At 67.9% G+C, this 24,841-nt stretch carries 23 protein-coding genes and 2 pseudogenes; 16 read left to right on the top strand and 9 right to left on the bottom strand.

The genetic code is table 11. The features are described 5' to 3' along the window. Nucleotides 1-10: 10 nt before the first annotated feature. The 3 genes from F7Q99_RS41685 to F7Q99_RS28595 are packed head-to-tail and all read left to right on the top strand — an operon-like array spanning nucleotide 11 to nucleotide 1,591. Nucleotides 11-328: a transposase gene (locus F7Q99_RS41685; RefSeq protein ID WP_230210971.1), complete on the top strand. Its 318-nt coding sequence runs from the start codon at nucleotides 11-13 to the stop codon at nucleotides 326-328. Then, complete coding sequence (locus F7Q99_RS28600) at nucleotides 325-1,239, top strand: IS3 family transposase (protein ID WP_326847294.1); 915 nt, start codon at nucleotides 325-327, stop codon at nucleotides 1,237-1,239. Before F7Q99_RS41685 ends, F7Q99_RS28600 begins: the two co-directional genes overlap by 4 nt. A gap of 25 nt (nucleotides 1,240-1,264) precedes the next feature. Then, on the top strand, nucleotides 1,265-1,591 hold the full coding sequence (locus F7Q99_RS28595) for an IS3 family transposase (protein ID WP_268267658.1): 327 nt from the start codon (nucleotides 1,265-1,267) through the stop codon (nucleotides 1,589-1,591). A gap of 61 nt (nucleotides 1,592-1,652) precedes the next feature. Here the strand turns inward: F7Q99_RS28595 and F7Q99_RS28590 are convergent, their stop codons facing one another. Then, on the bottom strand, nucleotides 1,653-2,414 hold the full coding sequence (locus F7Q99_RS28590; RefSeq protein WP_230210970.1) for a helix-turn-helix domain-containing protein: 762 nt from the start codon (nucleotides 2,412-2,414) through the stop codon (nucleotides 1,653-1,655). 212 nt (nucleotides 2,415-2,626) lie between these two features. Between F7Q99_RS28590 and F7Q99_RS28585 the strand changes: the two genes are divergently transcribed. Further along, on the top strand, nucleotides 2,627-3,628 hold the full coding sequence (locus tag F7Q99_RS28585; RefSeq protein ID WP_153466841.1) for an alpha/beta fold hydrolase: 1,002 nt from the start codon (nucleotides 2,627-2,629) through the stop codon (nucleotides 3,626-3,628). 443 nt (nucleotides 3,629-4,071) lie between these two features. Here the strand turns inward: F7Q99_RS28585 and F7Q99_RS43345 are convergent. The 3 genes and pseudogenes from F7Q99_RS43345 to F7Q99_RS28570 form a co-directional block, all read right to left on the bottom strand. Further along, nucleotides 4,072-4,187 (bottom strand): annotated as a pseudogene (locus F7Q99_RS43345) (IS5/IS1182 family transposase); the annotation flags it as partial. Between the two features lie 232 nt (nucleotides 4,188-4,419). Then, complete coding sequence (locus F7Q99_RS28575) at nucleotides 4,420-4,776, bottom strand: DoxX family protein (protein WP_326847293.1); 357 nt, start codon at nucleotides 4,774-4,776, stop codon at nucleotides 4,420-4,422. Between the two features lie 325 nt (nucleotides 4,777-5,101). Then, nucleotides 5,102-5,860: a helix-turn-helix domain-containing protein gene (locus F7Q99_RS28570; protein ID WP_326847292.1), complete on the bottom strand. Its 759-nt coding sequence runs from the start codon at nucleotides 5,858-5,860 to the stop codon at nucleotides 5,102-5,104. Nucleotides 5,861-5,863: 3 nt separating this feature from the next. Here F7Q99_RS28570 and F7Q99_RS28565 point away from each other — a divergent pair, with 3 nt between their 5' ends. Continuing rightward, a complete protein-coding gene (locus F7Q99_RS28565; RefSeq protein WP_153466839.1) occupies nucleotides 5,864-6,235 on the top strand; it encodes a DoxX family protein in 372 nt (123 codons plus the stop codon). Nucleotides 6,236-6,306: 71 nt separating this feature from the next. Here F7Q99_RS28565 and F7Q99_RS28560 read toward each other — a convergent pair whose 3' ends face one another. Further along, nucleotides 6,307-6,708: a hypothetical protein gene (locus F7Q99_RS28560; RefSeq protein WP_153466838.1), complete on the bottom strand. Its 402-nt coding sequence runs from the start codon at nucleotides 6,706-6,708 to the stop codon at nucleotides 6,307-6,309. Nucleotides 6,709-6,881: 173 nt separating this feature from the next. Between F7Q99_RS28560 and sigJ the strand changes: the two genes are divergently transcribed. The 5 genes and pseudogenes from sigJ to F7Q99_RS28535 all read left to right on the top strand — a co-directional run bounded on the left by sigJ (nucleotide 6,882) and on the right by F7Q99_RS28535 (nucleotide 13,257). After that, the gene (sigJ, locus tag F7Q99_RS28555) at nucleotides 6,882-7,814 is read left to right on the top strand and encodes an RNA polymerase sigma factor SigJ (protein ID WP_153466837.1); all 933 of its coding nucleotides are present in this window, start codon (nucleotides 6,882-6,884) and stop codon (nucleotides 7,812-7,814) included. Between the two features lie 76 nt (nucleotides 7,815-7,890). Further along, entirely contained in the window at nucleotides 7,891-9,543 is a 1,653-nt protein-coding gene (locus F7Q99_RS28550; RefSeq protein WP_153467489.1) for an ISAzo13 family transposase, read from the top strand. A 221-nt stretch (nucleotides 9,544-9,764) separates the two neighbouring features. Continuing rightward, nucleotides 9,765-10,964, top strand: a complete 1,200-nt coding sequence (locus tag F7Q99_RS28545; protein WP_153466836.1) for an NAD(P)/FAD-dependent oxidoreductase — start codon at nucleotides 9,765-9,767, stop codon at nucleotides 10,962-10,964. 872 nt (nucleotides 10,965-11,836) lie between these two features. Then, a pseudogene (locus F7Q99_RS28540) lies at nucleotides 11,837-12,928 on the top strand (integrase core domain-containing protein). A gap of 110 nt (nucleotides 12,929-13,038) precedes the next feature. Then, nucleotides 13,039-13,257, top strand: a complete 219-nt coding sequence (locus F7Q99_RS28535; RefSeq protein ID WP_153466835.1) for a hypothetical protein — start codon at nucleotides 13,039-13,041, stop codon at nucleotides 13,255-13,257. A gap of 86 nt (nucleotides 13,258-13,343) precedes the next feature. Here the strand turns inward: F7Q99_RS28535 and F7Q99_RS41680 are convergent, their stop codons facing one another. Further along, a complete protein-coding gene (locus F7Q99_RS41680; protein WP_326847364.1) occupies nucleotides 13,344-13,724 on the bottom strand; it encodes an RDD family protein in 381 nt (126 codons plus the stop codon). A 13-nt stretch (nucleotides 13,725-13,737) separates the two neighbouring features. Here F7Q99_RS41680 and F7Q99_RS41675 point away from each other — a divergent pair, with 13 nt between their 5' ends. Then, entirely contained in the window at nucleotides 13,738-13,980 is a 243-nt protein-coding gene (locus tag F7Q99_RS41675; RefSeq protein WP_230210969.1) for a hypothetical protein, read from the top strand. A 176-nt stretch (nucleotides 13,981-14,156) separates the two neighbouring features. Here the strand turns inward: F7Q99_RS41675 and F7Q99_RS28525 are convergent, their stop codons facing one another. After that, the gene (locus tag F7Q99_RS28525) at nucleotides 14,157-15,137 is read right to left on the bottom strand and encodes a hypothetical protein (protein ID WP_153466833.1); all 981 of its coding nucleotides are present in this window, start codon (nucleotides 15,135-15,137) and stop codon (nucleotides 14,157-14,159) included. A gap of 311 nt (nucleotides 15,138-15,448) precedes the next feature. Here F7Q99_RS28525 and F7Q99_RS28520 point away from each other — a divergent pair, with 311 nt between their 5' ends. Beyond that, complete coding sequence (locus F7Q99_RS28520; protein ID WP_326846080.1) at nucleotides 15,449-16,825, top strand: IS1380 family transposase; 1,377 nt, start codon at nucleotides 15,449-15,451, stop codon at nucleotides 16,823-16,825. On the opposite strand, the gene F7Q99_RS28515 is transcribed toward F7Q99_RS28520, so the two are convergent. Beyond that, the gene (locus tag F7Q99_RS28515; RefSeq protein ID WP_153466832.1) at nucleotides 16,799-17,239 is read right to left on the bottom strand and encodes a hypothetical protein; all 441 of its coding nucleotides are present in this window, start codon (nucleotides 17,237-17,239) and stop codon (nucleotides 16,799-16,801) included. The two genes, F7Q99_RS28520 and F7Q99_RS28515, sit on opposite strands and share 27 nt — an antisense overlap. A 286-nt stretch (nucleotides 17,240-17,525) precedes the next feature. Here F7Q99_RS28515 and F7Q99_RS28510 point away from each other — a divergent pair, with 286 nt between their 5' ends. The 3 genes from F7Q99_RS28510 to F7Q99_RS28500 all read left to right on the top strand — a co-directional run bounded on the left by F7Q99_RS28510 (nucleotide 17,526) and on the right by F7Q99_RS28500 (nucleotide 23,086). After that, nucleotides 17,526-18,170, top strand: coding sequence for a hypothetical protein (locus tag F7Q99_RS28510; RefSeq protein ID WP_153466831.1), 645 nt, complete (start codon nucleotides 17,526-17,528; stop codon nucleotides 18,168-18,170). Nucleotides 18,171-18,292: 122 nt separating this feature from the next. Further along, nucleotides 18,293-21,241, top strand: coding sequence for an ATP-binding protein (locus tag F7Q99_RS28505; RefSeq protein ID WP_195911286.1), 2,949 nt, complete (start codon nucleotides 18,293-18,295; stop codon nucleotides 21,239-21,241). Nucleotides 21,242-21,610: 369 nt separating this feature from the next. Continuing rightward, on the top strand, nucleotides 21,611-23,086 hold the full coding sequence (locus tag F7Q99_RS28500; RefSeq protein WP_153466829.1) for a hypothetical protein: 1,476 nt from the start codon (nucleotides 21,611-21,613) through the stop codon (nucleotides 23,084-23,086). Between the two features lie 168 nt (nucleotides 23,087-23,254). Here F7Q99_RS28500 and F7Q99_RS28495 read toward each other — a convergent pair whose 3' ends face one another. Next, on the bottom strand, nucleotides 23,255-23,440 hold the full coding sequence (locus tag F7Q99_RS28495; RefSeq protein ID WP_153466828.1) for a hypothetical protein: 186 nt from the start codon (nucleotides 23,438-23,440) through the stop codon (nucleotides 23,255-23,257). Between the two features lie 256 nt (nucleotides 23,441-23,696). Here F7Q99_RS28495 and F7Q99_RS28490 point away from each other — a divergent pair, with 256 nt between their 5' ends. Continuing rightward, nucleotides 23,697-24,794, top strand: coding sequence for an IS630 family transposase (locus F7Q99_RS28490; RefSeq protein ID WP_326846951.1), 1,098 nt, complete (start codon nucleotides 23,697-23,699; stop codon nucleotides 24,792-24,794). Nucleotides 24,795-24,841 lie beyond the last annotated feature (47 nt).

Here is a 24,841-nt window from a genome sequence, read left to right as displayed (position 1 = left end):
GTTGAGGGTCATGGCGGGGAAGAGGCGCTCGTACGACGCGGAGTTCCGCGCGGGGGCGGTACGCATCGTGATGGAGACCGGGAAGTCAGCCGCGGAGGTCGCGCGGGACCTGGGCGTGCAGACGAGCACATTGCAGAACTGGGTGCACCGCGCCCGGGCCCGGGCGGATGCCGAGGCGGCCGGAGGCCTGAGCGAGTCCGAGCGCGACGAACTGAGGCGGCTGCGGGAGGAGAACGCCCGGCAGCGCAAGGAGATCGCCGAGCTCGGGATGGAGCGCGATGTCCTCAAGCGATCGGTGGTCCTGTGGGTGAAGGAGGCGATGAAGTGACGGTTGCGGGCTTCATCGCCGAACAGAGGACCGAGCACGGCGTCCCGCACACGACCGCCTGCCGGGCACTTGGGGTGTCCGAGTCCTGGTTCTACAAGTGGCGCCGCCGCCCGGCCGAGCCGACCAGCCGCGAGGTGCGAAGGGCTGAACTCGCCGAGCGGATACGGCATTTCTTCGCCGCGTCCGGCAACACGTACGGGTCGCCGAGGATCACTCTCGACCTGTGGGCGGAGGGCTGGCAGGTCTCGGAGAACACCGTCGCCAAGATCATGGCCGACCTCGGGCTCCAGGGCCGAAAGCCCCCGCGTCGACGCCGGTCGCTGACCAGGCAGGGCAAGCGGAAGGCGGCCCGCGACCTGGTGCATCGCCACTTCGACGCCGTGGCGCCGAACGTGCTCTGGGTCGGTGACATGACCGAGATCGACACCGGCGAGGGCAAGCTCTACCTGGCCACGGTGATCGACCTGTTCTCCCGCCGCCTGCTCGGCTACGCGATGGGTGCTCACCATAACGCCGCCCTGGTCAGCGCCTCGCTCAAGATGGCCGCGGCCACCCGGGGCGGCCAGGTGGACGGGGTGATCTTCCACTCGGACCGCGGCAGCGAGTACAGCAGCGCGGCCTACAACGAGCTGTGTGACCGCCTCGGCGTCGTCCAGTCCATGGGGCGCGTCGGGTCGGCCCTGGACAACGCCGCCGCTGAGAGCTTCCACTCGACGATCAAGGTCGAGTACATCCACCGGCACCGCTTCGCGACCCGGACAGAGGCCCGGTTGAAGATCGCGACCTGGATCACGGACTTCTACAACACCCGGCGCAGACACAGCGCGGCCGGCGGGCTGCCACCGGTCGAGTTCGAACGGATCATCAGCAAGGCACGAGCCGAGGCCCATCAGGAGGCCCAGGCCGCATAGCGGAGGACTCCACGGTTACAGGGGATTGACATCCATCAAGCTCACAACTCGCCTGCTGAAGGCGGGAATCGAGCCGAGCATGGGAAGCGTGGGCGACTCGTTCGACAACGCCCTCGCGGAGAACTTCTGGAGCGTCCTGAAGACCGAGTGTGTGCGCCGCACGACCTTCGCGACCCGCACAGACGCCGACCTCGCACTGTTCGCCTATATCGACGGCTGGTACAACACCCGCCGCATCCAAAAGCGCCTCGGCTGGCTCAGCCCCGACGAGTACGAGGCGAAGTACTACGCCGACCAGGCGACGGCCGAACCAGTGGCCGTCGAACGACCCACACCCGCCCTGACCAGGTAATCAGCACCTCCCGCGCAGCGGGGGAAGCTCAGATCGGCAGACCGGTCACTTGTGGTGCCGGTCAGGCCGCGCCGCCGTGTGCCGGCCAGGCCCTGTCGTCGGCGGCCAGCCATGGCTCGTTCGCAGCGGCGGTGGGGGGTTTCCCGGTGAACGCGCGGACGTCGTGGTTGAGGTGGGACTGGTCCGAATAGCCGCAGTCCGCTGCGACCCGTGCGGGGGTGTGCCCGCATGCCAGGCGATGGATGGCGTGATCGAAGCGGACCAGCATGGCGGCGCGTTTGGGTGTCAGGCCGATCTGCGAGCCGAAGCGTGACCACATGCGCTGGCGGCTCCACCCGGTGCGGGCCGCGAGGTCGCTCACGCGGGCTTGGCCGTGGCTGGCGGCGATCTGGCGCCAGGCCCAGGCCACCTCGGGATCGACCGGCTTGCCTGCACGGAGCCGGGTCATCAGTTCGATGTCGATCAGCGCGAAGCGCTCCGGCCAGGTCCGCGCCCGGTGAAGCCGCTCCCGCAGACGCGGCGTGTCGCGGCCCCACAGGTCGTCAAGTGTGACGACGCTCCCGCGCAACTCCGCGAGCGGGAGCCCGAGCACGGGGGGCGCAATGAGCGGAGACAGGCGTATCTGCACGCACTCGATGCCGTCGGCGCGCACCTGGAACGCGCTGAAGGCGAGCCCGGCGGCCAGGCTCGCCGACCGCATTCCGCCGCCGGCGCCGTGGATGTCGAACGGGCGGTCACCGAACTCGACGGCCACGGTGACGGCTGGGTGGGGGATGGCTCGTAGTTCGATCGGGCTCTCGCCGCGAATGCGGAATCCGGCCATGTCGACACCGGGCAGCGCGGTGGCCCGCGGCGGTCGCGCGATCTCCCAGGCCGCAGTGGGGTCTGCCTTCCGGCGAACTGGTAGCACATCTCGACTGTACGAGCGGCTCGGCGGCGGGATCAACCATGCGTGAGGCGCGGACATTTCTCCAAGACGCGTTGCGCCGGCCGTCGGCAGGGTGGTGGTGCCACGGACCGAGCGACGGAGGAGTCATGGACGAGACGACCACCCCGCAAGACCCACGCACCCGCAGCCGCGCAGATGCTGCGCCGCGCACCCCGCGCGGACGGCGGGCGTGGAGTCGGCGGTGGCGGATCACGCTGCTGGCCGTCGGCGTGCTGGCCGCCCTCCTCACGGCGAACACGGTGTCCGTGCGCACGGCGACAGCCGAAGCTTCCGGCGGGCAGATCGTCCGCCTTCCCGGCGGGGACATCCACGTCGTGCAGGATGGGCCGCCCGGCGCGCCCACGGTGGTGCTCCTGCACGGCCTGGGCGGCTCGACGGCATGGTGGGATCCAGTGCTGCCGGCCTTGCGGGACCTGCACGTGGTGCGGGTGGACCTGCTCGGGCACGGCGGATCGGCCAAACCGGCCGATGGCTACGGCATGGCGGAGCAGGCACGCCGGGTCGGGGCCGTGCTCGATCGGCTCGGGGTGCGCCGCGCGACCGTCGTCGGGCATTCGACCGGCGGCGACGTCGCCACGGCGCTGGCCGAACAGCGCCGCGACCTGGTGGCGGCGATCGCGCTGATCGACACTGGCCCGCGGTTGGACGCGTACATCGGCGACAGCTTCACCGGCCAGCTCGTGGCCACGCCGGTGGTGGGGGAACTGCTCTGGCGGCTGCGCACCGACGGTACCATCCGTGACGCGCTGAGCACCGCGTTCACCCGTCAGGTGCGGATCCCCGACCAGATCATCACCGACATCCGGGGCATGACCTACCGCAGCCTCACCGCGACCGACGATGCGTCCACCGCGTACACGAAGGAACGGCCCATCCCCGACCGACTCGCCGGCCTCGACCTGCCCACTCTGGTGATCTTCGGCTCCCAGGACCGGCGATGGCAGCCGTCCTCCGCCCAGGACTACCACCGAATCCCCCACGCCCGAATCGAGATCCTCGACGGTGTCGGCCACACACCCATGTTCGAGGACCCCGACACCACCGGAGCCCTCCTGCACGGCTTCGCCGTCCAAAACGCGCCACACTGACCCGGCATCACCACTCATCTACCGCAGCCGCCGCGCCTGTCGCAGCCCGACACCAACGGGCAACGCCCTCTCGTGCCACATAGTGCGCGTTTGCCAACAGCCTCACATGGATCACCACCGCGGCCGGCGCGGCGGTGATCCTGTCGTGCTCACTCAACGAGCTGTGCCTTGTCAAGCCGACCAGCAGCCGGTGGGCATGGTGCCCAGTTGTCAGAGGGCGGTACGTGAACTGGCGCCCGTTTGTCCTTTCGGCCGGGGCAAGCGGCCTGGGTGCGGGCTCGCTGGGCGGCTATGGTCGCGGCCACGCGAACAGCCCCCGCTCGGTCTCGACCAGGATTCCCCGCTCGGCGAGCCGCTTGAGCTTGAGGCGGACGTTGTTGATGTCGCTGGGAGCGATCTCCATGTCCATCGCTTCACACACCGTCCGCGCCCGCATGTCGTAGTTGCCCTGGTGGCCGCTGACGGAGGGGTGCTGGGCCTTCCACGAGGTGATCACGGGCTCGATCAGAGCCCAGCGCTCGTCGGACAAGTCGCTCTTGTAGGACTGGCGGTCGCTCACGGGTGACACTCCAGCACTGCCGGGCCTCACGGGCAGCGGAGATACGGCGATGCCACACGTTCCAGTGACGCCATATACGACAACACGCCACATACCGCCCTCTGACAAGCTCGCCGTCCGCTACGCAGCAGCCGTGCTCGTCGCGGCCATCAACGAATGGCTGTGACCCAGCACCCCCACCCACAGGCTGGGAGAACTCCTCCTGAGGGGCGGGGCTGATCACGCCACCAGTTCACCACGCGCCGTGGTACACCAAGCTCACGGCCAGGGCGGCCACCGGCAGACAGAAAAATACGGACCAGGGGCCCAACTGGTAGTCACGGACCCGCAGGTGGGCACACAACGCACCCAGGAAGTACAGCACGAGACAAGCGGCGGCGAGCGTGCCCAGCGCCGGCACAGCGAACCCGGCCAGCAGTCCCAGCGCCCCCGCCGCCAACAGTGCGCCCAGTGGGCGCATCCAGGACCGAGGCACGCGCAATTTGTCCGCCTGGCTCTTGGGGTACTCGTGGCCGATGAAGTTGGCCATGGCGGCCAAGCCGTTGACGGCCGAGGTGAGGATGATGACCACGAGGTAGGTGGCGAACACGAAAGTCTCCTTCTTCGCGAGAACGACAGCTGGGTATCCGTCTCTCGGACAAGGCAGCGCCCTAAAAAGTGACATGCCCCCGTACGTCAGTCGCCGCACACACTTTCGATACACGTCCTGGCTCAAGAGCACCCAGCGCCCAAAGCCGACCTGACCGCTCACCGGCTCCTCCGCACCCGAGTGCTCGGCGGCGTCATCAACGAGTACAGATACGCGGCCTGACCAGCAGCGACCAGTAACCGAACGGCACAGGATGGGCCCTCCCCGGCGAGCCGACCAGAGCCTGGTCAGCTGTCAGGAAGGGCTTCTGGACCGGGGACCTGTTTCAGCGCGCCTGACGGGTCGGGGACCGCCCGATCGAGGCGGGCGTGCGCCCGAGGAGACTGCGGGCGGTGCGGGCCAGGTGGGCCTGGTCGGCGAAGCCGGACGACGCGGCGGCCGCGGCCACCGAGCCGTCGTGGAGGGCGGCGACGGCGGTACGCAGTCGCGTCCACGTCCTCAGCTGTACGAGCGGGACTCCCACCGATGCGCGGACCAGGGCGCGCAGCCGGGGCGGGGACAGCCCGACGTCGGCGGCGACGGAGCCGATGGCGGCGGGTGGGTCGGCGCGGGTGCTTTCCGCGATCGCGTGGGCGACGCGGGGATCGAGGCGGTGTGCCGCGCCGGTCAGGGCGGTGAGCTCCGCTGCGGCGGCGGCGAGGTCGGCGCCCGGGCCGGGTGCCGCGCCGCGGTCGAGCGCGGCGAGGATGCGGCGCACGGCGGCCCGGTCGAGGCAGGTCAGGCCCAGTTCCGGACGCAGCCGCCACGGGTCGAGGAACAGGGCGGTGTAGGAGGAGGAGGCGGCAGCGGTGTGGCGGAGTTGAGGCGGCACTATCACGCCGGCCGAGGCGACCGGGCGCCTTCCGGCCGGCCGGGTCTCGACGAGTCCGTCGGGCGACAGGACGACCTTCCAGACCGGGTGGCGGTGCGCGGTGACGTCGAACGCGCCGGTCTCGGCGAACATCGCCCCGTCGGGGCCCGAGGCGAACACCAGACGGCGATCGTTTCGTTCAAGCGCCCAGGCGCGGGCGGGGACGATGCTCACGCCGTGAACCGTATCGCGGCAGTTTCGTTGGGGATCTTCCTGCTGGCGGCGGGGGTGGCGCACTTACTGGTGCCCGGCTACTTCCGCACCCTCATTCCGCGGTGGCTCACTCGGCCCGCGCTGCTGGTCGCCGCCACCGGTGCGGCGGAGATCGTGGTGGGTGTAGTGGTGCTGACCCCGCGGTGGCGTGCGGCGGGCGGGTGGTCCGCCGCTGCACTCATCAGCGCCTACCTGGTCTCCCACCTCGACGCCCTGCGGTCCGCCCGGGCCCACCGGGCCCGGTTCCTGGAACGACCAGTGGGAGTAGCAGCCCGGCTGGTGGTCAACCTCCTCTACATCTGCTGGTCGGTCATGGTTGCCAAGGCGGCCTCGTGATAAGGCACTTGACACGGACGGAAGGTGTGAAGGCCTGGACGAGTACGGATGCCTGGGGAGTGGCGCGGCGGTTACGGCCGGGTGCCGGAGCGCTCCGAGAAGTGGGCTGCCGACACCTGGCTCAGCGCCAGCACGCTGAGGCCGAACATCAGGACGCCCAAGGGGACGTGGAGCGACGGTATGTGCGCGATGCCCAGCACGACCTGCACCGAGGCGAGCACCAGGAAGCCAGCCGCGTTCAGCATGGGGCGGGGAGAGCCGCCGCCGGGCCGCCAGGCCAGGATCGCGGCGAGCAGGTACAGCATCGATGCGCCGTACATCACGCGCGCTCCGACACTGTGCAGCGTCTCGCCGTGTGAGGCCAACAGCAGGCCGGCGGTGGCCGCCTGGAAGAAGATGGCCAGGGTTTGCAGGGCGATGGCGACCTGCGGGAACGTGAGGCTGCGCTGTCCTGCCGTCCTCGGGTTGGCCATTTCGCGGTCCCCTCTTCTGCCTCGCGGCGGTTGGTCGATAGTGTCTTGGCAGTCCGACGACGCGGGCCCGCGAAATGTGAGGCGGGCTTCCGGCCTCACACGCCGATGCGGTGTCATCGGAGCGGCGGGCGCGGCAAGAGCGGAAGCGGATAACCAGGGAGCGGGTCCGACCCATGAGCACCCCATCCGAGCCGGGGCTGAGTGTGATCGTCGACGAGCGGCGCCACCTGATCAATCTCGCCTACCGGCTGCTCGGTTCCCTGGTCGAGGCAGAGGACGTCGTGCAGGAGACGTGCGCCCGCTGGTACGCGATGTCGCAGGCCCGGCAGGAGGCCATCGAGTCGCCCGGCGCCTGGCTGACGACGGTGGCCACCCGCATCTGTCTGGACCTGCTCGGGTCGGCGCGCCTCCGGCGCGAGCGCTACGTCGGTGAGTGGATACCCGAGCCGCTGCCCGACCGTACGGAGTGGATCGGCGGACCGGCGGGCGGCGGCAGGGCCGAGCCGGTCGACCCCGCCGACTGGGTCACCCTGGACGAGTCGGTGAACATGGCCTTCCTGGTCATCCTGGAGTCGATGACGCCGGCCGAGCGCGTGGCGTTCATCCTGCACGACGTCTTCCGCTACCGCTTCGCCGAGGTCGCCGAGATGGTCGGCCGGACTCCGACGGCCTGCCGGCAGCTGGCGTCCTCCGCCCGCCGACGGGTGCGCGCCGTACAGGCGCCGGCCGTTCCCGCGGCCGGACAGGCCCGTGTGGTGCGGCACTTCAAGCAGGCGTGGGAGGCCAGGGACATCGAGACCCTGGTTGGTCTGCTCGACCCTGATGCCACGATGACCGCCGACGGGGGCGGCATGGTCGGCGCCGTCCTTCGCCCGGTCCGCGGCAGCGAGCGCATCGCCCAGTACCTGATCCACATCGCCGACAACGCCCCCGGACTCACGCTCCTCGAACGGATGGTCAACGGCCATCCCGGCCTGGTCGCCCAACACGCCGGCGTGACCGCGACCGTGGCGGCGTTCAGCCTCACCGGCGGCCGCATCACCCGCATTTGGGCGGTCCGCAACCCGGAGAAACTCCGCTCGTGGACTGAGAACGGACTGAACTGACCCAGGGGCCTGACGATTAATAACTCCTTGATCTGGTGGGCTGGTTGGGTCATAGGATCAGGGTGTGACGGATGAGATGGCAACGGTGCTCGGGGAGGTGCTCGCCCGGCTGTTGCCGCAGCTGGATGAGCGGCAGCGGCGCCTGACGCTTGGGGCCGCGGCCAGGGTGCTGGGATACGGGGGCGTGCGCCGGGTTGCCCGCCTTGCGGGGGCGGCGGAGTCCACCGTGGCGCGCGGCGCCCGGGAGCTGGGGTCGGACCTGGAGCCCGCTGGCCGGGTCCGGGCCGAAGGGGGCGGGCGGAAACTGCTGCGTGAGAGTGATCCCGGCCTGGTGGCGGCGCTGCTGGCACTGGTCGAGCCGGACCAGCGTGGGGATCCGGAGTCGCCGTTGCGCTGGACGGTGAAGTCCACCCGGAATCTGGCGGCCGAGCTGACCCGCGAGGGCCACCGGATCGGGTCGGATACGGTCGCCGCGCTGCTGAAGGCCGAGGGCTTCTCCTTGCAGGGCACCTCGCGAACGACCGAGGGCGCCAGGCATCCGGACCGCGACGTCCAGTTCGGCTACATCAACGCGCGGGTCAAGGAGTTCACCGCGGCCGGGCAGCCGGTCATCAGCGTGGACACCAAGAAGAAGGAGGTGCTCGGCGACTACGCGGTCGGCGGGCGCGAATGGCACCGCGCCGGAGAGCCGGTGCGCGTGCGCGCGCACGACTTCCCCGAGAAGGACGCGCAGAAGGCGGTGCCGTACGGGATCTACGACCTTGCCGCGGACGCCGGCTGGGTGTCGGTGGGCTGCGACTGGGACACCGCCGCGTTCGCGGTGGCCACCCTGCGCCGCTGGTGGGAGGCCGAGGGCCGGCACCGTTACCCGGACGCGACGCGACTGCTGATCACCGCCGACGCGGGCGGGGCGAACGGCTACCGGGTGCGGGCCTGGAAGAAGGAACTCGCCGACTTCGCCTTCGCCACCGGCCTGACCGTGACTGTCTGTCACTTTCCGCCGGGCACTTCGAAGTGGAACAAGATAGAGCACCGGCTGTTCTCGCAGATCAGCACCAACTGGCGCGGACGCCCGCTGACCAGCCACGAAGTCGTCGTCGGCTGCATCGGCGCGACGACCACCCGCACCGGACTCACGGTCCACGCCGAACTCGACCCAGGCAGCTACCCCACCGGCGTCACCGTCCCCGACCATGTCATGGACCGACTTCCGCTGGACACCCACGCGTGGCACGGCACCTGGAACTACACTCTCCGCCCCGAGCCGCTCGCTCCCGAACCTCCAGCTGTCTCAGCAGAGTTCGGCCGCTTTCCCGTCGGCGACAAGGCACCCGCCTGGCTACACCACCCCAGCCTGACCGGCATGGAGCAACCCGACTGGCAGGACCTCCAGGAGCGCTACCGCCGCTACCTCGCTGACTACCCACCGATCATGATCCCGGGGAAGAAGACGGGGCCGGGCACCGGCAGTCGCTACCTGTCCGCCGCCGACCGCCTGCTGGTCGGCGTCCTCAAGGCGCGCTGGAAGATCCACAACCCGCCGCTCGCAGCCCTGCTCGGCACCTCACAGGCGCGGATCACCGAAGCAGTCCACGAAGCGAACCGGATCCTCGACGCCCTCGGCCACCCCATCCCCCGCGGAGCGATCACCGTGACCACAGCCGACCAACTCGCCTCCATCGCAGGCCACACCCTGACCTCCGACGAGCCCGCCAAGATCAGCAAGTAGTTTTTCGGCAGCTCCCAGGGCTTCGGCGTAGTCGTGTGACGTCCGGTTCGGCGCTGCCCGGCTCCATGCGCACAGCAACGGACAGATCGCCTTTCCGCCATCGACACCCCTACGGATTCGTCGAAACCAGTTTTCGAATCGATGTCACATCCTGCTGGGCTGTGCGGTCCACTCTTGCGAAGCCGCGCGGACGGGAGCGCAGCCGGCGGAGGAGCAGCGGAATGAAGCAGCACATCGTGGTCATCGGTGCCGGGTACGCGGGCCTGACGGCGGCACTTCGGGTAAGCCGCCGCCACCGGGTGACGTTGATCGATCCCAAGACCGAGTTCAGCGAGCGCATCCGGCTCCACGAGGTGGCCGCCGGTCGCGGATCCACCGGCGTTCCACTGCGTGAGTTGGTGGCCGGGCGTGACATCTCCACGGTCACCGCCCGCGCCGTCGCGATCGACCTGGACGGCCGCAGCGTCTCGCTCGACGACGGCACGGTGGTCGGCTATGACCGCCTGGTGTACGCCCTCGGCAGCAGGACCGACACCGCCTCAGTGCCCGGGGCGGCGGACCATGCCTACACCGTCGAGCGGGCGGGCGAGCTGAGCGCCCGACTGGCCGGGGGCGACGGCACGGTGGCGGCCGTCGGAGGCGGGCTGACCGGTATCGAGGTGGCCGCCGAGCTCGCCGAGTCCGCTGCAGGCTGGAAAACCTGTCTGGTCACCGGACAAGAACCGGGCGCGGGCCTGTCCCCCGCCGGACGCCGGCACGTCACGGCCGCACTCGAACGGCTCGGCGCCCGCATCCACGCCGACACCAGGGTGACGGCCGTCCACCCGCACGGGCTGTCGACGGACCGCGGCGAGATCCCCGCCGACGTGGTGGTCTGGACGGCGACGCTCACCGTCCCGTCCCTTGCCGCCGAGGCCGGACTGGCCGTCGACGCCAGGGGGCGCGCCCTGGTCGACGCCACTCTTCGCTCAAGCTCGCACCCCGATGTGTTCGTCGTCGGCGACGCTGCCCGCGTGAGCGCACCCGGCATCGGGGAACTTCGCATGGCCTGCGCAACCGCCATGCCGACCGGCGCCTACGCCGCCGAGGTCATCGACGCGCTCTCCCGTGGCCGACAGCCTGCTCCGTTCCGCTTCCGCTACCTTGCCCAGTGTGTGTCCCTGGGCCGCAACGACGCGGTGATCCAAGCGGTCCGCGCGGACGACTCACCCCACCACCTAGTGATCACCGGCCGCCCCGCCGCCAGGATCAACGAGTGGATCAACCGCTACACCCTCGGCGCTCTGAACGCCGAACGCCGCCGGCCCGGCACCTACCGGTGGGCCAAGCCACTGCGCACCACTGCACCGAACGCCCCCCTCCCGCCGCTGCGGAAGCCGGTCGAGGAGCCGTCGGGCCGCCGGGTCCTGTTCGGGAAGTGACCACCCGAGCGACGACGAGGGAGGGACTGCGAGCGGAGCTACCAGCCCTGCCGCTTGCCAACGCCGCTCGGGTCCCCGGCAGCAAATGACCTCCGACAGGCCGACTTCGAAGATCAAGGAGTCGGCCTGAATAACGCCGCCGCCGAGAGCTTCTTCGCCGTCCTTTGCCGGGCCTTGCTGTGCAAGGTCTCTGGCTGCTCTATGAGGAGGTGATGTCGAATTGGTCCCCGGGGGCCGGAGTCGCCTCCGAGATCCTCTCGGTGGTGGAACCCGACAGAGCTCGCGTGTAAGCCCCGCCACGAACACGATCGGCCCCCGGCTGGGCCGCTGCGTGCCCGCCGGTCTTGTTGTTCAGCCAGTAACGCATGCTTCCACCGACCGGATTCAGATTACGGTAATCCGGCCCGTAGAAGTAGGCCGGCTCGAAGTGCAGAGCCCTCACAGGGGGCAGCGCAGCCAGAGGGACCCCACGAGATCACCCCGCCGTCCGTCGCCCATCGCACGGTGGATATCGGCAAATGCCGCAGTGAAGACGGCGAACGACCCTTCGGGTATCACCCGGGCGTTGTGGGTGCCGATAAATCATCCGGCCTGGTCACGGCCTTGTCACCTGGCCGCGGGTCTGCGTCTGTCGGCCTCGTGGTTGTCTTCCCCGCGGGGCAGCACGGACGGCATGAGGGTGCATTTCTCCGGGTGCGTTTCTCCTTGAGTGACCACCCCACTGACCAGCCGCGATGCGACCGACCGCACGCGATTCGGTAGCCGGTTCCGAGACTCGTAGGGCCCAGCGGTCCACAGCATCGGGCCTGAAGGACTGGCAGGTGCATGGCGCTCACCCAGGAAGAAACGCACCCACGGCATGATGATCTGTTGTGCTGCTGCGCCTGGCCTATCTCGCCGTAACCAACGCTTTCGCCCTACTACGCCTGCTGCCGATGAGCGGGCGCGAGAAGGACATCGAGACCCTCGCGCTCCGGCACCAACTCCTCATCCTGCAGCGCCAGGTCGGCAAGCCCGCCTTCACCGACACCGACCGTGCTGTCCTTGCCGGCCTGCTCCACCACCTCCCCACCGACAAGCTGCGGCACCTTCTGGTCCTGGTCCGCCCGGACACGATCCTGCGCTGGCACCGCGACCTGCTCAAGCGGCGCCATGCCACCACCTGCGTGCCCAAGCGCCGTGGACGCCCGCCCACGGTCAGGTCGATCCGCGCCCTGGTGCTGCGCCTCGCGCGCGAGAATGCCTCGTGGGGGTATCGCCGGATCCATGGCGAACTCGCAGCCCTCGGGATCAAGGTCGCCGCCTCCACCGTCTGGGAGATCCTTCGCGAGCACGGCATCCCGCCCGCGCCCGAGCGGCAGAGCACGACCTGGGCCGACTTCCTGCGCGGCCAGGCCGAGGCCCTGCTCGCCTGCGACCTCTTCGAGACCCGCACCTTGACCGGCGCTCGCCTGTAGGTCTTCGCCGTCATTGAGCACGGCACCCGGCGCATGCGGATCCTCGGGGCCACCGCACACCCCACCTCGGAGTGGATCGTGCAGCTCGGACGTAACCTGCTCATGGACCTCGAGGACGCGGGCAACAAGGTCAGGTTCTTGATCCGGGACCGCGACTCGAAGTTCACGGCCTCCTTCGACGCCCTGATGACCGACACTGGCCTGAACGTCGTGGTCACCGGCATCCGGATACCGCAGATGAACTCCGTCATGGAGCGCTGGATACAGACCTGCCGACGCGAGCTGCTGGACCGCGCCTTGATCTGGAACCAGCGCCACCTTCTCCACGCGTTGCGCGAGTTCGAGACCTTCTACAACGAGCACCGGCCGCACCGAACTCTGAAGCAAGCCGCGCCACTCCGCCCGCTACCCGAACCGATCAACGAACCAGCACAGATCAGACGTCTGGTGGTCCGTCGGCGAGACCGACTGGGCGGAACCCTCCACGAATACCAACATGCCGCGTGACCAGGCCGGATGATTTATCGGCACCCACAGACCTGCTGGCAGCCGCCCGCGCCAGCGAGCCCGATACGCCGGCGCCGACAACGGAGGACTCCTCGTGCAGGGCCGGTCCGATGATCCGACTCACCCTCTCCGCTGTCGCCACACTCTTGGCCCTCACCGGCCTGGCCGTCCGCCACAACGACGCCGAACTCCTCCGCCAGCACCACTGGCGCGTCGAACATCAGACCGCCGCCGCCATCAGCCACTACCAGCGACTCGGCAACCCCATCCCCGCGCACCTCCGCCCCGCCGAACCGAACCGGTCACACCAGCAAGATCCGCCGCTGTAGTACGTGGTCCCCATACCGGCAGATCGCCAGAACCCTCATTCAACGAATTATGCGCAACACAGGCCGTGAACTGCCTCGATTTCTGGTCACACAGGAACTACCACTGTCCGAACGATCTTGTCAGCAAACGTCTGCCGCTTGGCGTCCCACAGCGGAAAGAGCCAGCCGATGTAGCAGGCGAGCGAATCTAGGATGTGGCACAGGTCACGGGCGAAAGTCATCAGGGTGCCGATCGGCCGGCCGGTCTCCTCCGAGACGAGCTTGATGCCCATCACTCTTTTGCCAAAACTCTGGCCTTGCCCACCCAGGATGCAGCGGTTGTAAAACCAAAAGGCCAGCGCCACAAGGTAAGCGAGCACGATGACGAAAGAGGTACGGGTGATGGCTCCGATGAAGACGATGATGAGCACGGGAACAATGTCGAGGAGGTACCCTCCGGCGCGGTGGAACCAGTCGGTATATGGGATGGCAGGTGATTTGATGCCTGGGTACGGCGCCGCGGTGCCCGTGGACCCGGGCGGCTGGCCGTACTGCCCCGGGCCGGACGCACCGGGCGGCTGGCCGTACTGCCCCGGGCCGGACGCACCGGGCGGCTGGCCGTACTGCCCCGGGCCGGACGCACCGGGCGGCTGGCCGTACTGCCCCGGGCCGGACGCACCGGGCGGCTGGCCGTACTGCCCCGGGCCGGACGCACCGGGCGGCTGGTCGTACTGGCCTGAGTGATCATCTTGGTCGGTCATTTCTGCCCCCACTCGGAGTCCTGGAACACTAGGTCAGCCGCTCGCGCGACCAGCTTTGAACCTGAGGCCTGTGACCCAAATAGGTCTCTAGAACATGGGCCCAGCCTCGTACTTGGGGCACCTATTTGTTTCGTTTTATCATCGATCTTTCTCATCGGCTCAGCCGAGCTTTGCCTGCAAGGCGATCAGCGGGTCGCAGTCGATTAGGCGTGAGGTACCGCGAGCCTGTTCAACAAGGAACATGGCCGTCGCTGGCAGCGCCTGGACCTCACGTGGCTCCAGGTCAAACTCATACACCCGTTCGGAGCTCTCACTGTCGCTGGTTGAAACGTTTCGCGACGCGCTGCTGCCCTGGCTTTGACTCACCCCGACATTCGCCGAATGGCTGACGGAGAACTGCCCGCCGAAGGTAGAGGACGTGCTGCGTCCTTGCTCGCGGCCAGAGCCGCGGCTGGTACCTTGGTCGTAGGCGACGCCGCGCGTCTTAGTTATCTCGCTGAGGACAAACTTGTGGCTGCGGCCAACCTGTTCAGCCGCGTGAGTGGCCTCCCGGTAGTCGGATAGTCGCATGAAGACGCAGATGTTGCTGGCGCCGAGCGCACCAAGCGCGTGATCACCCAGGCGGTTGAACATCAGCAAGACCCGCAGGCGGCGCGTCTCGGCAAGAGCGAGCAGCCTGTCGAGTGTGCGCTGGTAGAGCCGGTCGGCGCCGGCGACGACCAGCACGTCGCCGGCACCACTACTCCCGCCGTTGTCTGTGAGCTGCCGGAGCAGCCGCTGCACCAGCAGGTCCGCTCCGAGGTCGTGCTCATACACATTCATGTCGTGCGCGACGTCAAAGAGGAGGAGGTGCGGGACCTGACCGGCCGTCTTCGCCGCTGGGGTCGGTGCCCCACCAGCACCGCCGGTGGGTCCGGGGAGGCGGGCGAAGAACGAGAGCTCTTGCAGGGCATGTTCCAGCTGATAGGAACGGCCCAGCAGATCCGTGCCGGTGCGGATCTCCTGGCCGAACATCTCGGTGAGCGCGTCGAACTCGTCTGCGGATAGCTGAGCGTCCTCCTCTGTGAGAGGCGCCTCGCGCAGAAGGATGCGCAACGCCGAACGCAGTCGGCCCAAGCTCACGTGGGGCTCCAGTTGCATTGCGATACTACGGAGCGTTGCGCGGTCTTCCATGTGCTCCCTGCGATGGGCACTTGGGTCCTCTGTTGCAAGGGCATCGAGCACTAGCGAGATGAGCTCCTCGGAGCTGAGGCCCTCGAACAGATCGAGCGAGGATTCCCTGGCGGAAATCGTGGCCCGCTCGACGGAGACTCCCCAGGCGCTGACTAACCTCGCGCTTTCACGAAGTGGGCTGTCCGGCAGGTGATCAGCAAAGCAGAAAGGGCCTCTGACCTGCGAGAATAAGGATTGTCTAGGCCCTTGTTCCCGCACCAGCCGGAGGCACTTCCCAGGTGAGTAAGCGTATCGGGTCGTATCCGCGTGTGCGGGTGTCGGGTGGCGGTGGCGGGATTGTCTCGCAGGCCGGCGGGGTGCTGCTGGTGGAAACGACCCGAAGAACAGGGCTGGCTGATGCGCTGTCTGCGGCGCTCGCGCCGTGGCGCAAGCCCAGGGCGGTTCATGACCCCGGCAAGATCCTGTTGGATCTCGCGCTGACAGTGGCATTGGGCGGGGACTGCCTGGCGGACGTCGCGATGCTGCGGGCCGAGCCCGCCGTGTTCGGGCCGGTGGCATCGGATCCGACTGTTTCCCGCCTGGTCGACACCCTGGCGGCGGCTGGACCCAAGGCACTGACGGCAATCCGCCGTGCTCGGGCCGAAGTCCGCGAGCGGGTCTGGCGGTTGGCCCGCGAGGCGGCCCCGGACGCGGGCGGCGAGGTGATCGTGGACATCGACGGCGTGCTGGTCATGGCGCATTCCGAGAAGGAGCACGCCGCCAAGACCTGGAAGAAGACGTTCGGCCATCACCCGCTGTTCGCGTTCGTCGACCACGGCCGAGACGGGTCCGGGGAACCTGTCGCCGGCCTGCTCAGGCGCGGGAACGCGGGCAGCAACACCGCCGCCGACCACATCGAGGCCGCCCGAATGGCCCTGGGCCAGCTGCCGAAGAAGTACCGGCGTGGACGCCACACCCTGATCCGCGCCGACTCCGGCGGCGGCACCCACAAGTTCCTCAACTGGATCACTGCACGCGGAAGGTGGCTTTCCTACTCGGTGGGGATGACCATCACCGACGCCATCCACCAGACCGTCCTGCTCGTGCCGGCCTCGGCCTGGACGCCCGCGATCGGGCCGGACGGCGAGATCCGGGACGGCGCCTGGGTGGCCGAACTCGCCGGGGACGTCCTCACTGGCTGGCCGAAGGGCATGCGGCTGATCGTCCGCAAGGAACGGCCGCACCCCGGAGCCCAGTTGCGCTTCACCGACGCCGACGGAATGCGGCTGACCTGCTTCGCCACCAACACCGCCCACGTCCCGATCGCCCACCTGGAGCTGCGGCACCGCCAGCGCGCCCGCGCCGAGGACCGCATCCGCGCCGCCCGCGACACCGGCCTGCGCAACCTCCCCCTCCAAGCGGCCGCGCAGAACCAGGTCTGGCTCGAGATCATCCAGCTCGCGCTCGACCTGCTCGCCTGGATGCCCATGCTCGCCCTCACTGGGCCCGCCCGCCGGTGGGAACCCAAACGCCTGCGGCTACGGCTGTTCTCCGCCGCCGCCCAACTCGTCACCACCAGCCGCCGCCGCGTGCTCCGCCTCGCTCGACACTGGCCCTGGACCGATGTGATCACCAGCGCCTTCGAACGGCTACAAGCCCTGCCGAACCCGGGCTGACCAGCGTCGATGCCCTATCCCAGCCAGCAACTGACCCTCCCCGGAGACGTGGAACCCGGCGCCCACCCGACGCGACAGCCGGGCCACAGGCATCCTCGCCACCGCCAGAAAGCCGAAACGGCCCGCCGGATGAACCGACGGACCGTCACGAAAGATCGAGGCTAACTCGGCAAGGCTCGCGGTGACATGCCATTCGCTGAGGTTGGCGATAGTCAGGTTGTTGCCACTGGCGAGCATGGAAGTCCCCAGGGTCAGCAGGAGCGCCTCCCAGCCGATATGGGTTCCGCCGAAGACCGGTACCACGGACCAGGGCTGCTCTGGCCGAATGGAGAACCACAATGGGGCGTTCAGATATCGGTGCGCGTCCTCCGCTTCGAACTCCAGGATTCGCTTTCTCCATTTCCGCCACGTCACGGCAATATTCTCACCGTGCTGGGCTGCGGGCGGCCTGTTTCGCTCAAGCGAGCGCCTCGCCGGCTGGGGTCGCCGGAACTCCCAGCCCCAGCGTTCGGTGTGTGCGAACAAGATCTCCACTGGCGATGGGGGGACGTCAGGCCCGGCAGTCACCGCGTGAACCTCCGTTCAGCCCCCCTGCAGCGCGCGCACCGCTTCACGCGTGGGTGGACAGGCACGAAAAGTCTTAAGACAATGGTCTGGTAGATGCTCCGGCTCGGCAACTGCGTGAAGGGGGAGGTGACGGATGGCCTGGCAGACGGCCGGTTACCTCGCTGGACTCGGCATTCGCAAGGCAGTAGTCAGTGCTGCCGACAGGGCGCGACTGAGGGCGGCAATGAGTCCTGCCGGTGCTGCTGTCGCCGAGCCTTTGCTGGATATCGACCGGGTCATCACGGACGGCTACTTCTTCCAGCTGGGTGTGCCATGGGGCTGGCGAGATCTGTCCCGCCAGGAGGTTGACTATGCGGTCATGCAGATGGGGCTGCCTGTGGTGGCCGGCGTCGCAGCCGACCGAGCGGACGATGCCTGGACGGGAATGCTGGTCAGCCCGTTCCAGCTAGAAGGTCCAGGTCTGGCGGAACTCATGATGAATATGGATGAGTTTCACCGGCGCAGGTTCTCGAACGTGCCTAATGGGCATCCGCTGGGATCGCCAGGGAAGATTCTCATCGATGGTGAGCTGGGGCTGTTCCTCCACTATGGGCTCGACGACGATGGCGCCAACAGGGGGCAACCGTCCGTCCCCATCGTCCCGGTGAGCATGACCGAGGCATACTTCGCCCGGCGCGGGCAGGGGTTCCGGATGGAGTTCCGCGCCGACTCTATTGACCACGAGCGCTACTTGCCATGCCTGTGGACGATGCTCGGCAGCTGGCGGTGGCTGAGATGAGAACGAAGACCAGGCCAACCGGGGAACCTGGACACGACGTTGCGGGACTACTTGCCCTCGCCCGGAGCGCCCCACTGTGGCAGCTCGAGTCGGTCGCGGAGGTTCCTCAGTATGGCAACGCGGTGACTGAGCTGCCTCAGCGTGCTGCGGCCCTGTCGATTACCCCAGCGCTGCTTGCAGCGAACGTACTCGGCCAGCCAGTGGTGTCGGTCTGGGTCCGGAGCCGCGCTCACGGCCCGGTCGTCATCTTGAACGGTGGCTTCGACCTCGGGCCAGCCCAGGAAGAGTCTGGTCTGCGGCGGCTGGCCGCCCCGGCCACAGCGTTGGCGAGACCAGCCGACGGTCCCGCGTGGGCTGCCCTGCTCGATGGGCCGGCAGATCGCAAGGACGCTGCTGGTGACTACATTGCTCCGGAGCCGGATACCGCACGATGGCAGTGGCTCCGTTATACGCCGGTCTTCGACCCGCTCAGTACCGAGCTTGCGGGGGAGTCAACGGTGGCGGGCCTGCGCGGTGCCATGCGCGGCAGTGTCGAGGATTGCTTCGAACTCCTTGCCGCTCAGCCGCTCGCATGGTTGATCCACGCCCACCCGGTGCCGGATGCGGCGGCGGGCCGCGAGCTGACTCGCCTGGCGCACCTGATGCCCGGCCTTCGCAACAGGGCCGGGTCCGCGGAGAGCCACAAGCTGGCCCTGGAGCGCGCCGAGGCGTGGTTCCGCGAGATCTCCACTTGGCGGCCGAATGGCTGGTGGCAAGTCGACGTGTACGTGGGAGCCTGCGACGAGTCGGTGGCCCATCAAGCCGCCGCCGCACTCACCGGTGCGCCGGAGCTGCGTCAAAGCATGTACACCCTGGCACCGGTACAACTGTATGAGACGTTTGCCGCGAGTCCAGACATCCCCGACGGAAACCAGGGTGTAGACCGTCCAGGCCTCGCCGGCGCCCCAGACGGACCGGAGGGGTGGGGATCTGCGTACCTGCTGGCCTCGCTCACGCGGCCGCCCGTGCGTGAGGTGCCTGGCGTGCGCGTTGTGAAAGCGCCTCGCTTTGACCTCACCGCCGAGACTGCGGGTCCTGTCCAGATCGGCGAACTGCTCGACGCCAACCTCCTGCCGTGCGGCCAGTGGTCGATACCTCTGTCAAGCTTGAACCGGCACGCATTTGTGTGTGGGGCGACCGGCTCCGGCAAGTCGCAGACGATCCGCATCCTGCTCGAAGCCCTGAGCACCGCCGAGAAGCGCGTACCGTGGCTGGTCATAGAGCCAGCGAAGGCCGAATACGCCGGACTGGCAGCCCGGTTGCCAGCAGACCAGGATGTCGTCGTTCTTCGGCCAGGAGATCCAGACCTCATCCCCGGCGGGCTTAACCCCCTCGAGCCCGAACCCGGTTTTGGGCTGCAGACGCACATCGACCTGGTCCAGGCCCTGTTCATGGCCGCCTTCGAGGCGGACGAGCCATTCCCGCAGGTACTCAGCCGGGCGTTGGTGCGCTGCTACCAGGACCGTCGCTGGAATCTCGGAACCGGCGAGCCCGCACAGTCTTGGCGCATGCACAGCCCGCAACACCCTCCGGCCTGGCCAAGCCTCTCCGACCTGCAAGCGGCCGCCCGCCAGGTCGTCGACGACATCGGATACGGCCGGGAGGTAGCCGACAACGTCCGCGGGTTCATCGACGTACGAATAGGGAGCCTGCGTCTAGGCAGCCCGGGGCGGTTCTTCGAAGGAGGCCATCCGCTCGATATCGGCGCCCTGCTTGAGCAGAACGTCGTCATCGAGTTGGAAGGCCTCGGCTCTGATGCCGACAAGGCATTCCTCATAGGCATCGTCCTCATTCGCCTGGTCGAGCACCTGCGGGTGCACCGCGCGAAGGCCACCAGCCTCATGCACCTGACGGTGATCGAGGAGGCTCACCGATTGCTCAAGAACATGCCACCGGGGAGCCCGGCGGCACAGGCCGTGTCGCTCTTCGCTGATTTGCTGGCAGAAATTCGTGCTTACGGCGAGGGCATCGCGGTCGTAGAGCAGATCCCCTCCAAGATTATTTCCGACGTGGTGAAGAACAGCGCGGTGAAGGTGATGCACCGGCTGCCCGCCACCGACGACCGCGACTTCGTCGGGGCCACCATGAACTTGGACGATGCCGGCTCTGAATACGTCGTAACGCTGCGTCCCGGCATGGCGGTCGTGCATGCCGATGGGATGGACCGCCCCTGTCTGGTGCACGCGCGCAATGGTGAGGTACATGAGGGCGGCACCCCGGCATTCGTGCCGCCGCGAGCCACGTCGCGCCACAGGGAGTGCGGCTCGATGTGCTCCGCCTCCTCTGCAGAGGCCTGCACGCTCCGCCAGATCAGCACGGCGGAGGAGCTGGCCGCGGCCCTGCCGGAGCTGACCCTATGGTTGGAGGCCGAGCTCATCACCCACCTGATCGGCGGCGGCTACAAGCTGCCCGTACTGACCGGCACCATGTTCGAGCAGCTCCGCGCTCTCGACCCCCGCACCGTGCAGTGCACTGTCGCCTCAGTCGTGCACGGCAGCATCGACGCAAGGTACGGTCCGCTGGCCGAGTTCTATGACCCCGGCCTGCTCGGCGAACACCTGAGCTCGGCTGCCATTGGGGCAGTGGACCGATGCCGTGCTGAGGCTCCATGTTGGCCGGCGACCCGTCAGTGTGACCGCTCGGAGCCGGAATTCCAGGCAGGGCAGCGCCGATTCATCGACCTACTCGAAGAGTTGGGCAGCATGGAACCCGGAGCTGTGATCCCGAATTGGCTGGCCCAGGAAGGCCGTCGTCGCGGCGCTTCCAGGCTTGGCGATAGAAGCACTGCAGCGCAGGCGCTGGAGGTGCTCCGCAATCACCGCTGGGCCACCTATGCCGGCCAGCAGACGCTGTACTGGGGCGCAGGACCGGAGACGCCACTAACGGGCGCGATCCGGGCACTGGCTGGCTCAGCCGAGGCACGAGACCGTACCGCCGTCTTCACCGCTCTGAAGCGACTCGAGATGCAGCCGCCCGAGTGGCTCGTATCTCGGCTTTGCCCGCAGGAGGACGTCTCATCGACGGAAGGATGAACCATGGGCGCAGATGGCACGATCGGCCCCCGTCGGCCAGACGCCCCGCTGTCGGGCAGTGACAGGTCCCCTGGAAGGCCAGACGCGGGCCCGCATCGTGACGAAGGGACGCCCGCCACCGACCGGAACGATCGTCCGATTCAAGACATCAAGCCCGTCCAACGCGCCCCAAAGGGCCAGGCCTCCGGTGACGCCGCTCGTACTGCCCCGACCACAGCCGACGTACCCACCGCTGACGCCCCGCTGTCGGGCAGTGACAGGTCCCCCGGAAGGCCAGACGCCGGCCCGCATCGTGACGAAGGGACGCCCGCCACCGACCGGAACGATCGTCCGATTCAAGACATCAAGCCCGTCGAACGCGCCCCCGTTGTGATCGGCGAGCAGCAAGACAGGGTCGAATACGCCGCGAAGCGGTTCGGCGCCGAAACCTATCCAGGGCTGACTGCTGAGCAAGCCGGGCTGCCGGAGGGTAGCGCAGAACTCAAAGCCGCTCAGCTTGAGCACAACCACGCCTGGATCAACCAGATGAAGGACGAGGGGCGGCTCATCATCGACACTGGGCCTGCCGAGCCGCGCGAACATTACCCTGAGCCGACACGACGCAGGGACTGGCCGGAGGCTCCCTACGAAATGGAGTTGGGCGCCATCGAGAATTTTCCCAACGTAATCCGACCATGGGAGAACATGACAGGGGCGCCAAACTTCCCATGGAAATACGACTCATCGACCTACCAGATGGACGACGTCGCCGCTCGCCAGGAGCAGGACATCCTCCGGAAGCAGGGCAACACGGACGGGGCCGAGGACATCGAGAAGGCGATCGCCGGGCTTCCAGTGAGCGACGCCATCAAGGAAGACGCCCAGGCGTACCTCGACAGCCTGGACAAGGCGGTCTCCGACCCCGTTGACACGCCGCCCACCGACATCGACGACCGGCTGCCGATTCAACCTGACGCACGAGCCGACGCGCCGTGGACCTTGACGGTGAACGGGCCGGAGGATTTTCCCGATGTCATCCGGGAACAGCTCAACGACAACGACCTTGTAGGAATGCAGTTCCCGGTCGAGGTGGTCCATCGGCCCGCCGAAGCCAACGAACGCTGGGATAGCTACTCCAACTTCAACTGGGAGTCGGCCGAGGACCGGAGCATGGCGGAAATCATTGTTGCGGCTCGCCAGGAGCAGGACATCCTCCGGGAGCAGGGCAACATGCAGGGGGCCGAGGACATCGAGAAGGCGATCGCCGGGCTTCCAGTGAGCGACGCCATCAAGGAAGACGCCCAAGGGTACCTCGACGGCCTCCTTAAGCGGTCTGAGGTCCACGTCCGGGCAGACGAATACAAGGAAAAGTACCCCCGTAGTCTTCGGTGGTTCGGCTCCTCAGCTGAGATGGCAGACGACAGCCTCATTGGGGCGCGCGACAACATTCTGCAGACGAGTGGAGGTCAACAGCTTTCGAGAGTTGAGATGACTGACATCATCGATGCCCTTCAGGCGATCGATGCCGTAGAGGGATTCGCCTTGAGGCGGGACTTTTATGGCACCGACGGCAAGCGGCCCATAGACTACTACTCCTCAGACGCGAAGAACGCCCGGGTGTCGATCACCTTCGATGAAGGGGCCAGCATCACCTACATAGCATCGGAGGTGGCGCCACAGCCCGAGTTTGGGGGGCCTGATCACCCAGGCGGACGAGACCAGAAACGGCTGCTGGCCTTCGACGGTCGCCAGGCGTGGGTCGACGTGCGTCCTCTCGGCGCAGATATCTCGTTCGATGACAAAGACCGACCAGAAACCTACACATATCCCGACAGGAGCCCCCAAGCAGGAGGAAAAAGGCCATAAGCCTCGACAACCCTCCGACGACCCCCGCCCCAGCTGGCGGGCTCGCTCGACGCGCCGTCGCGCACACATCGGCTCTCGGCCGGGCATTCGGGTTGCCGCTGTTGGGGCAGGGCCGGGCGGGGGCTGGCGGGGCAGGGGTGCCCCCGGCAGCAAGGTGCGGTGCGTGGGTCAGAAGGGCGGTTCCGCCGGGGTGCGCTCGGGCCGGGTGAGGGCCACGCGCAGCCAGGGCCGCAGGCGGGGGCAGGTACACACGTCGTCCTGCGGCTGCGGGTCGGGTTCGAACGCGTACCGGCCGTCGGGGTGGGGGAGGGGAGTTGGCCTGTTTCCGACCTGCCGCGCGGTGTGGTGGGGCATGATCACAGCGTGAGCATGTGGTGGGCCGGGCGCAGGGACACCCTGCTGGTGATGGTTCTGCAGACACGGATAGCCCGGTTGATCACATGCGAGTGGCAAGCATGCCACCGGCTGCCCGCTACCAGCTACCGATATACCTGCGACGGGTAGCCCTCACGGGCTGATTCGGGGCAAACGTTGCCTGACGTGGCACTAGTGTCCTGCGCCGGAGATCCGTCGTTAGTTGTGTGTGAGCTCTTCTTCTCCTGATCTCCCGGTGCGCCGTCGTGGTCCCGCCTTGGAACCGTTGTTGCTGTCCGACGAGGAACGGGCCACGCTGACGCGGTGGGCCCGCAGAGCCTCGTCCGCCCAGGCGTTGGCTCTGCGGGCCCGGATCGTGCTGGCCTGCGACGGTCCTGATGTGCCGTCGATCGTCGGCGTGGCAAGGGAGTTGGGCATCACTGCGGACACGGTCCGCAAGTGGCGACGCCGGTTCCTCGCCGAGAGGCTGGACGGCCTGGTAGACGAACCCCGACCGGGCCGGCCGCCCACGATCGCGGTCGACGAGATCGAGGCGGTCGTCGTGGCGACGCTGGAGGAGATCCCGAAGAACGCGACACACTGGTCCCGGAGCTCGATGGCCGCCCGCAGCGGCCTCTCGAAGTCGACCGTCGGACGGATCTGGCGGAAGTTCCAGCTCAAGCCCCACCTGGTCGGCACCTTCAAGCTGTCCACCGACCCGCTCTTCATCGAGAAGGTCCACGACGTGATCGGCCTGTACTTCGACCCGCCCGAAGGTGCGGTGGTGCTGTCGGTCGACGAGAAGTCGCAGATCCAGGCCCTCGACCGCTCCCAGCCGGTCCTGCCCATGATGCCGGGCATGCCGGAGCGTCGAACCCACGACTACGTGCGCAACGGTCTGACCACCCTGTTCGCCGCGTTCGACACCAGCAGCGGGAAGGTCATCACTTCACTGCACCGCCGGCACCGTGCGGCGGAGTTCAAGAAGTTCCTCGTCAAGATCGACCGCGAGGTTCCCGACGGGCTCGACATCCACCTGATCTGCGACAATTACGGCACCCACAAGACCCCGGCCATCCGTGCCTGGCTGGCGCAACATCCCCGATTCCATATGCACTTCACCCCGACCGGGTCCTCGTGGATCAACCAGGTGGAGCGGTGGTTCGGCTTTCTCACCGACCAGATGATCCGACGTGGTGCCCACAAGAACGTTCAGGCCCTTGAGAGGGACATCCGCGCCTGGATCAAGAACTGGAACGAGGACCCCAAACCGTTCACCTGGACCAAGACCGCCGACGAGATCCTCGACTCCCTCGCCCGATTCTGCCGACGGATCTCCGGCGCAGGACACTAGCCTCGATCTTGCATGACGGCTCGTCAGCCTGGCTGGCGGGCCGTTTC

The organism is Streptomyces kaniharaensis (genome assembly GCF_009569385.1).
GTDB lineage: Bacteria > Actinomycetota > Actinomycetes > Streptomycetales > Streptomycetaceae > Kitasatospora > Kitasatospora kaniharaensis.
The sequence above is the reverse complement of the archived record's forward strand: the minus strand, read 5'-3'. Positions and strand labels throughout refer to the sequence as shown.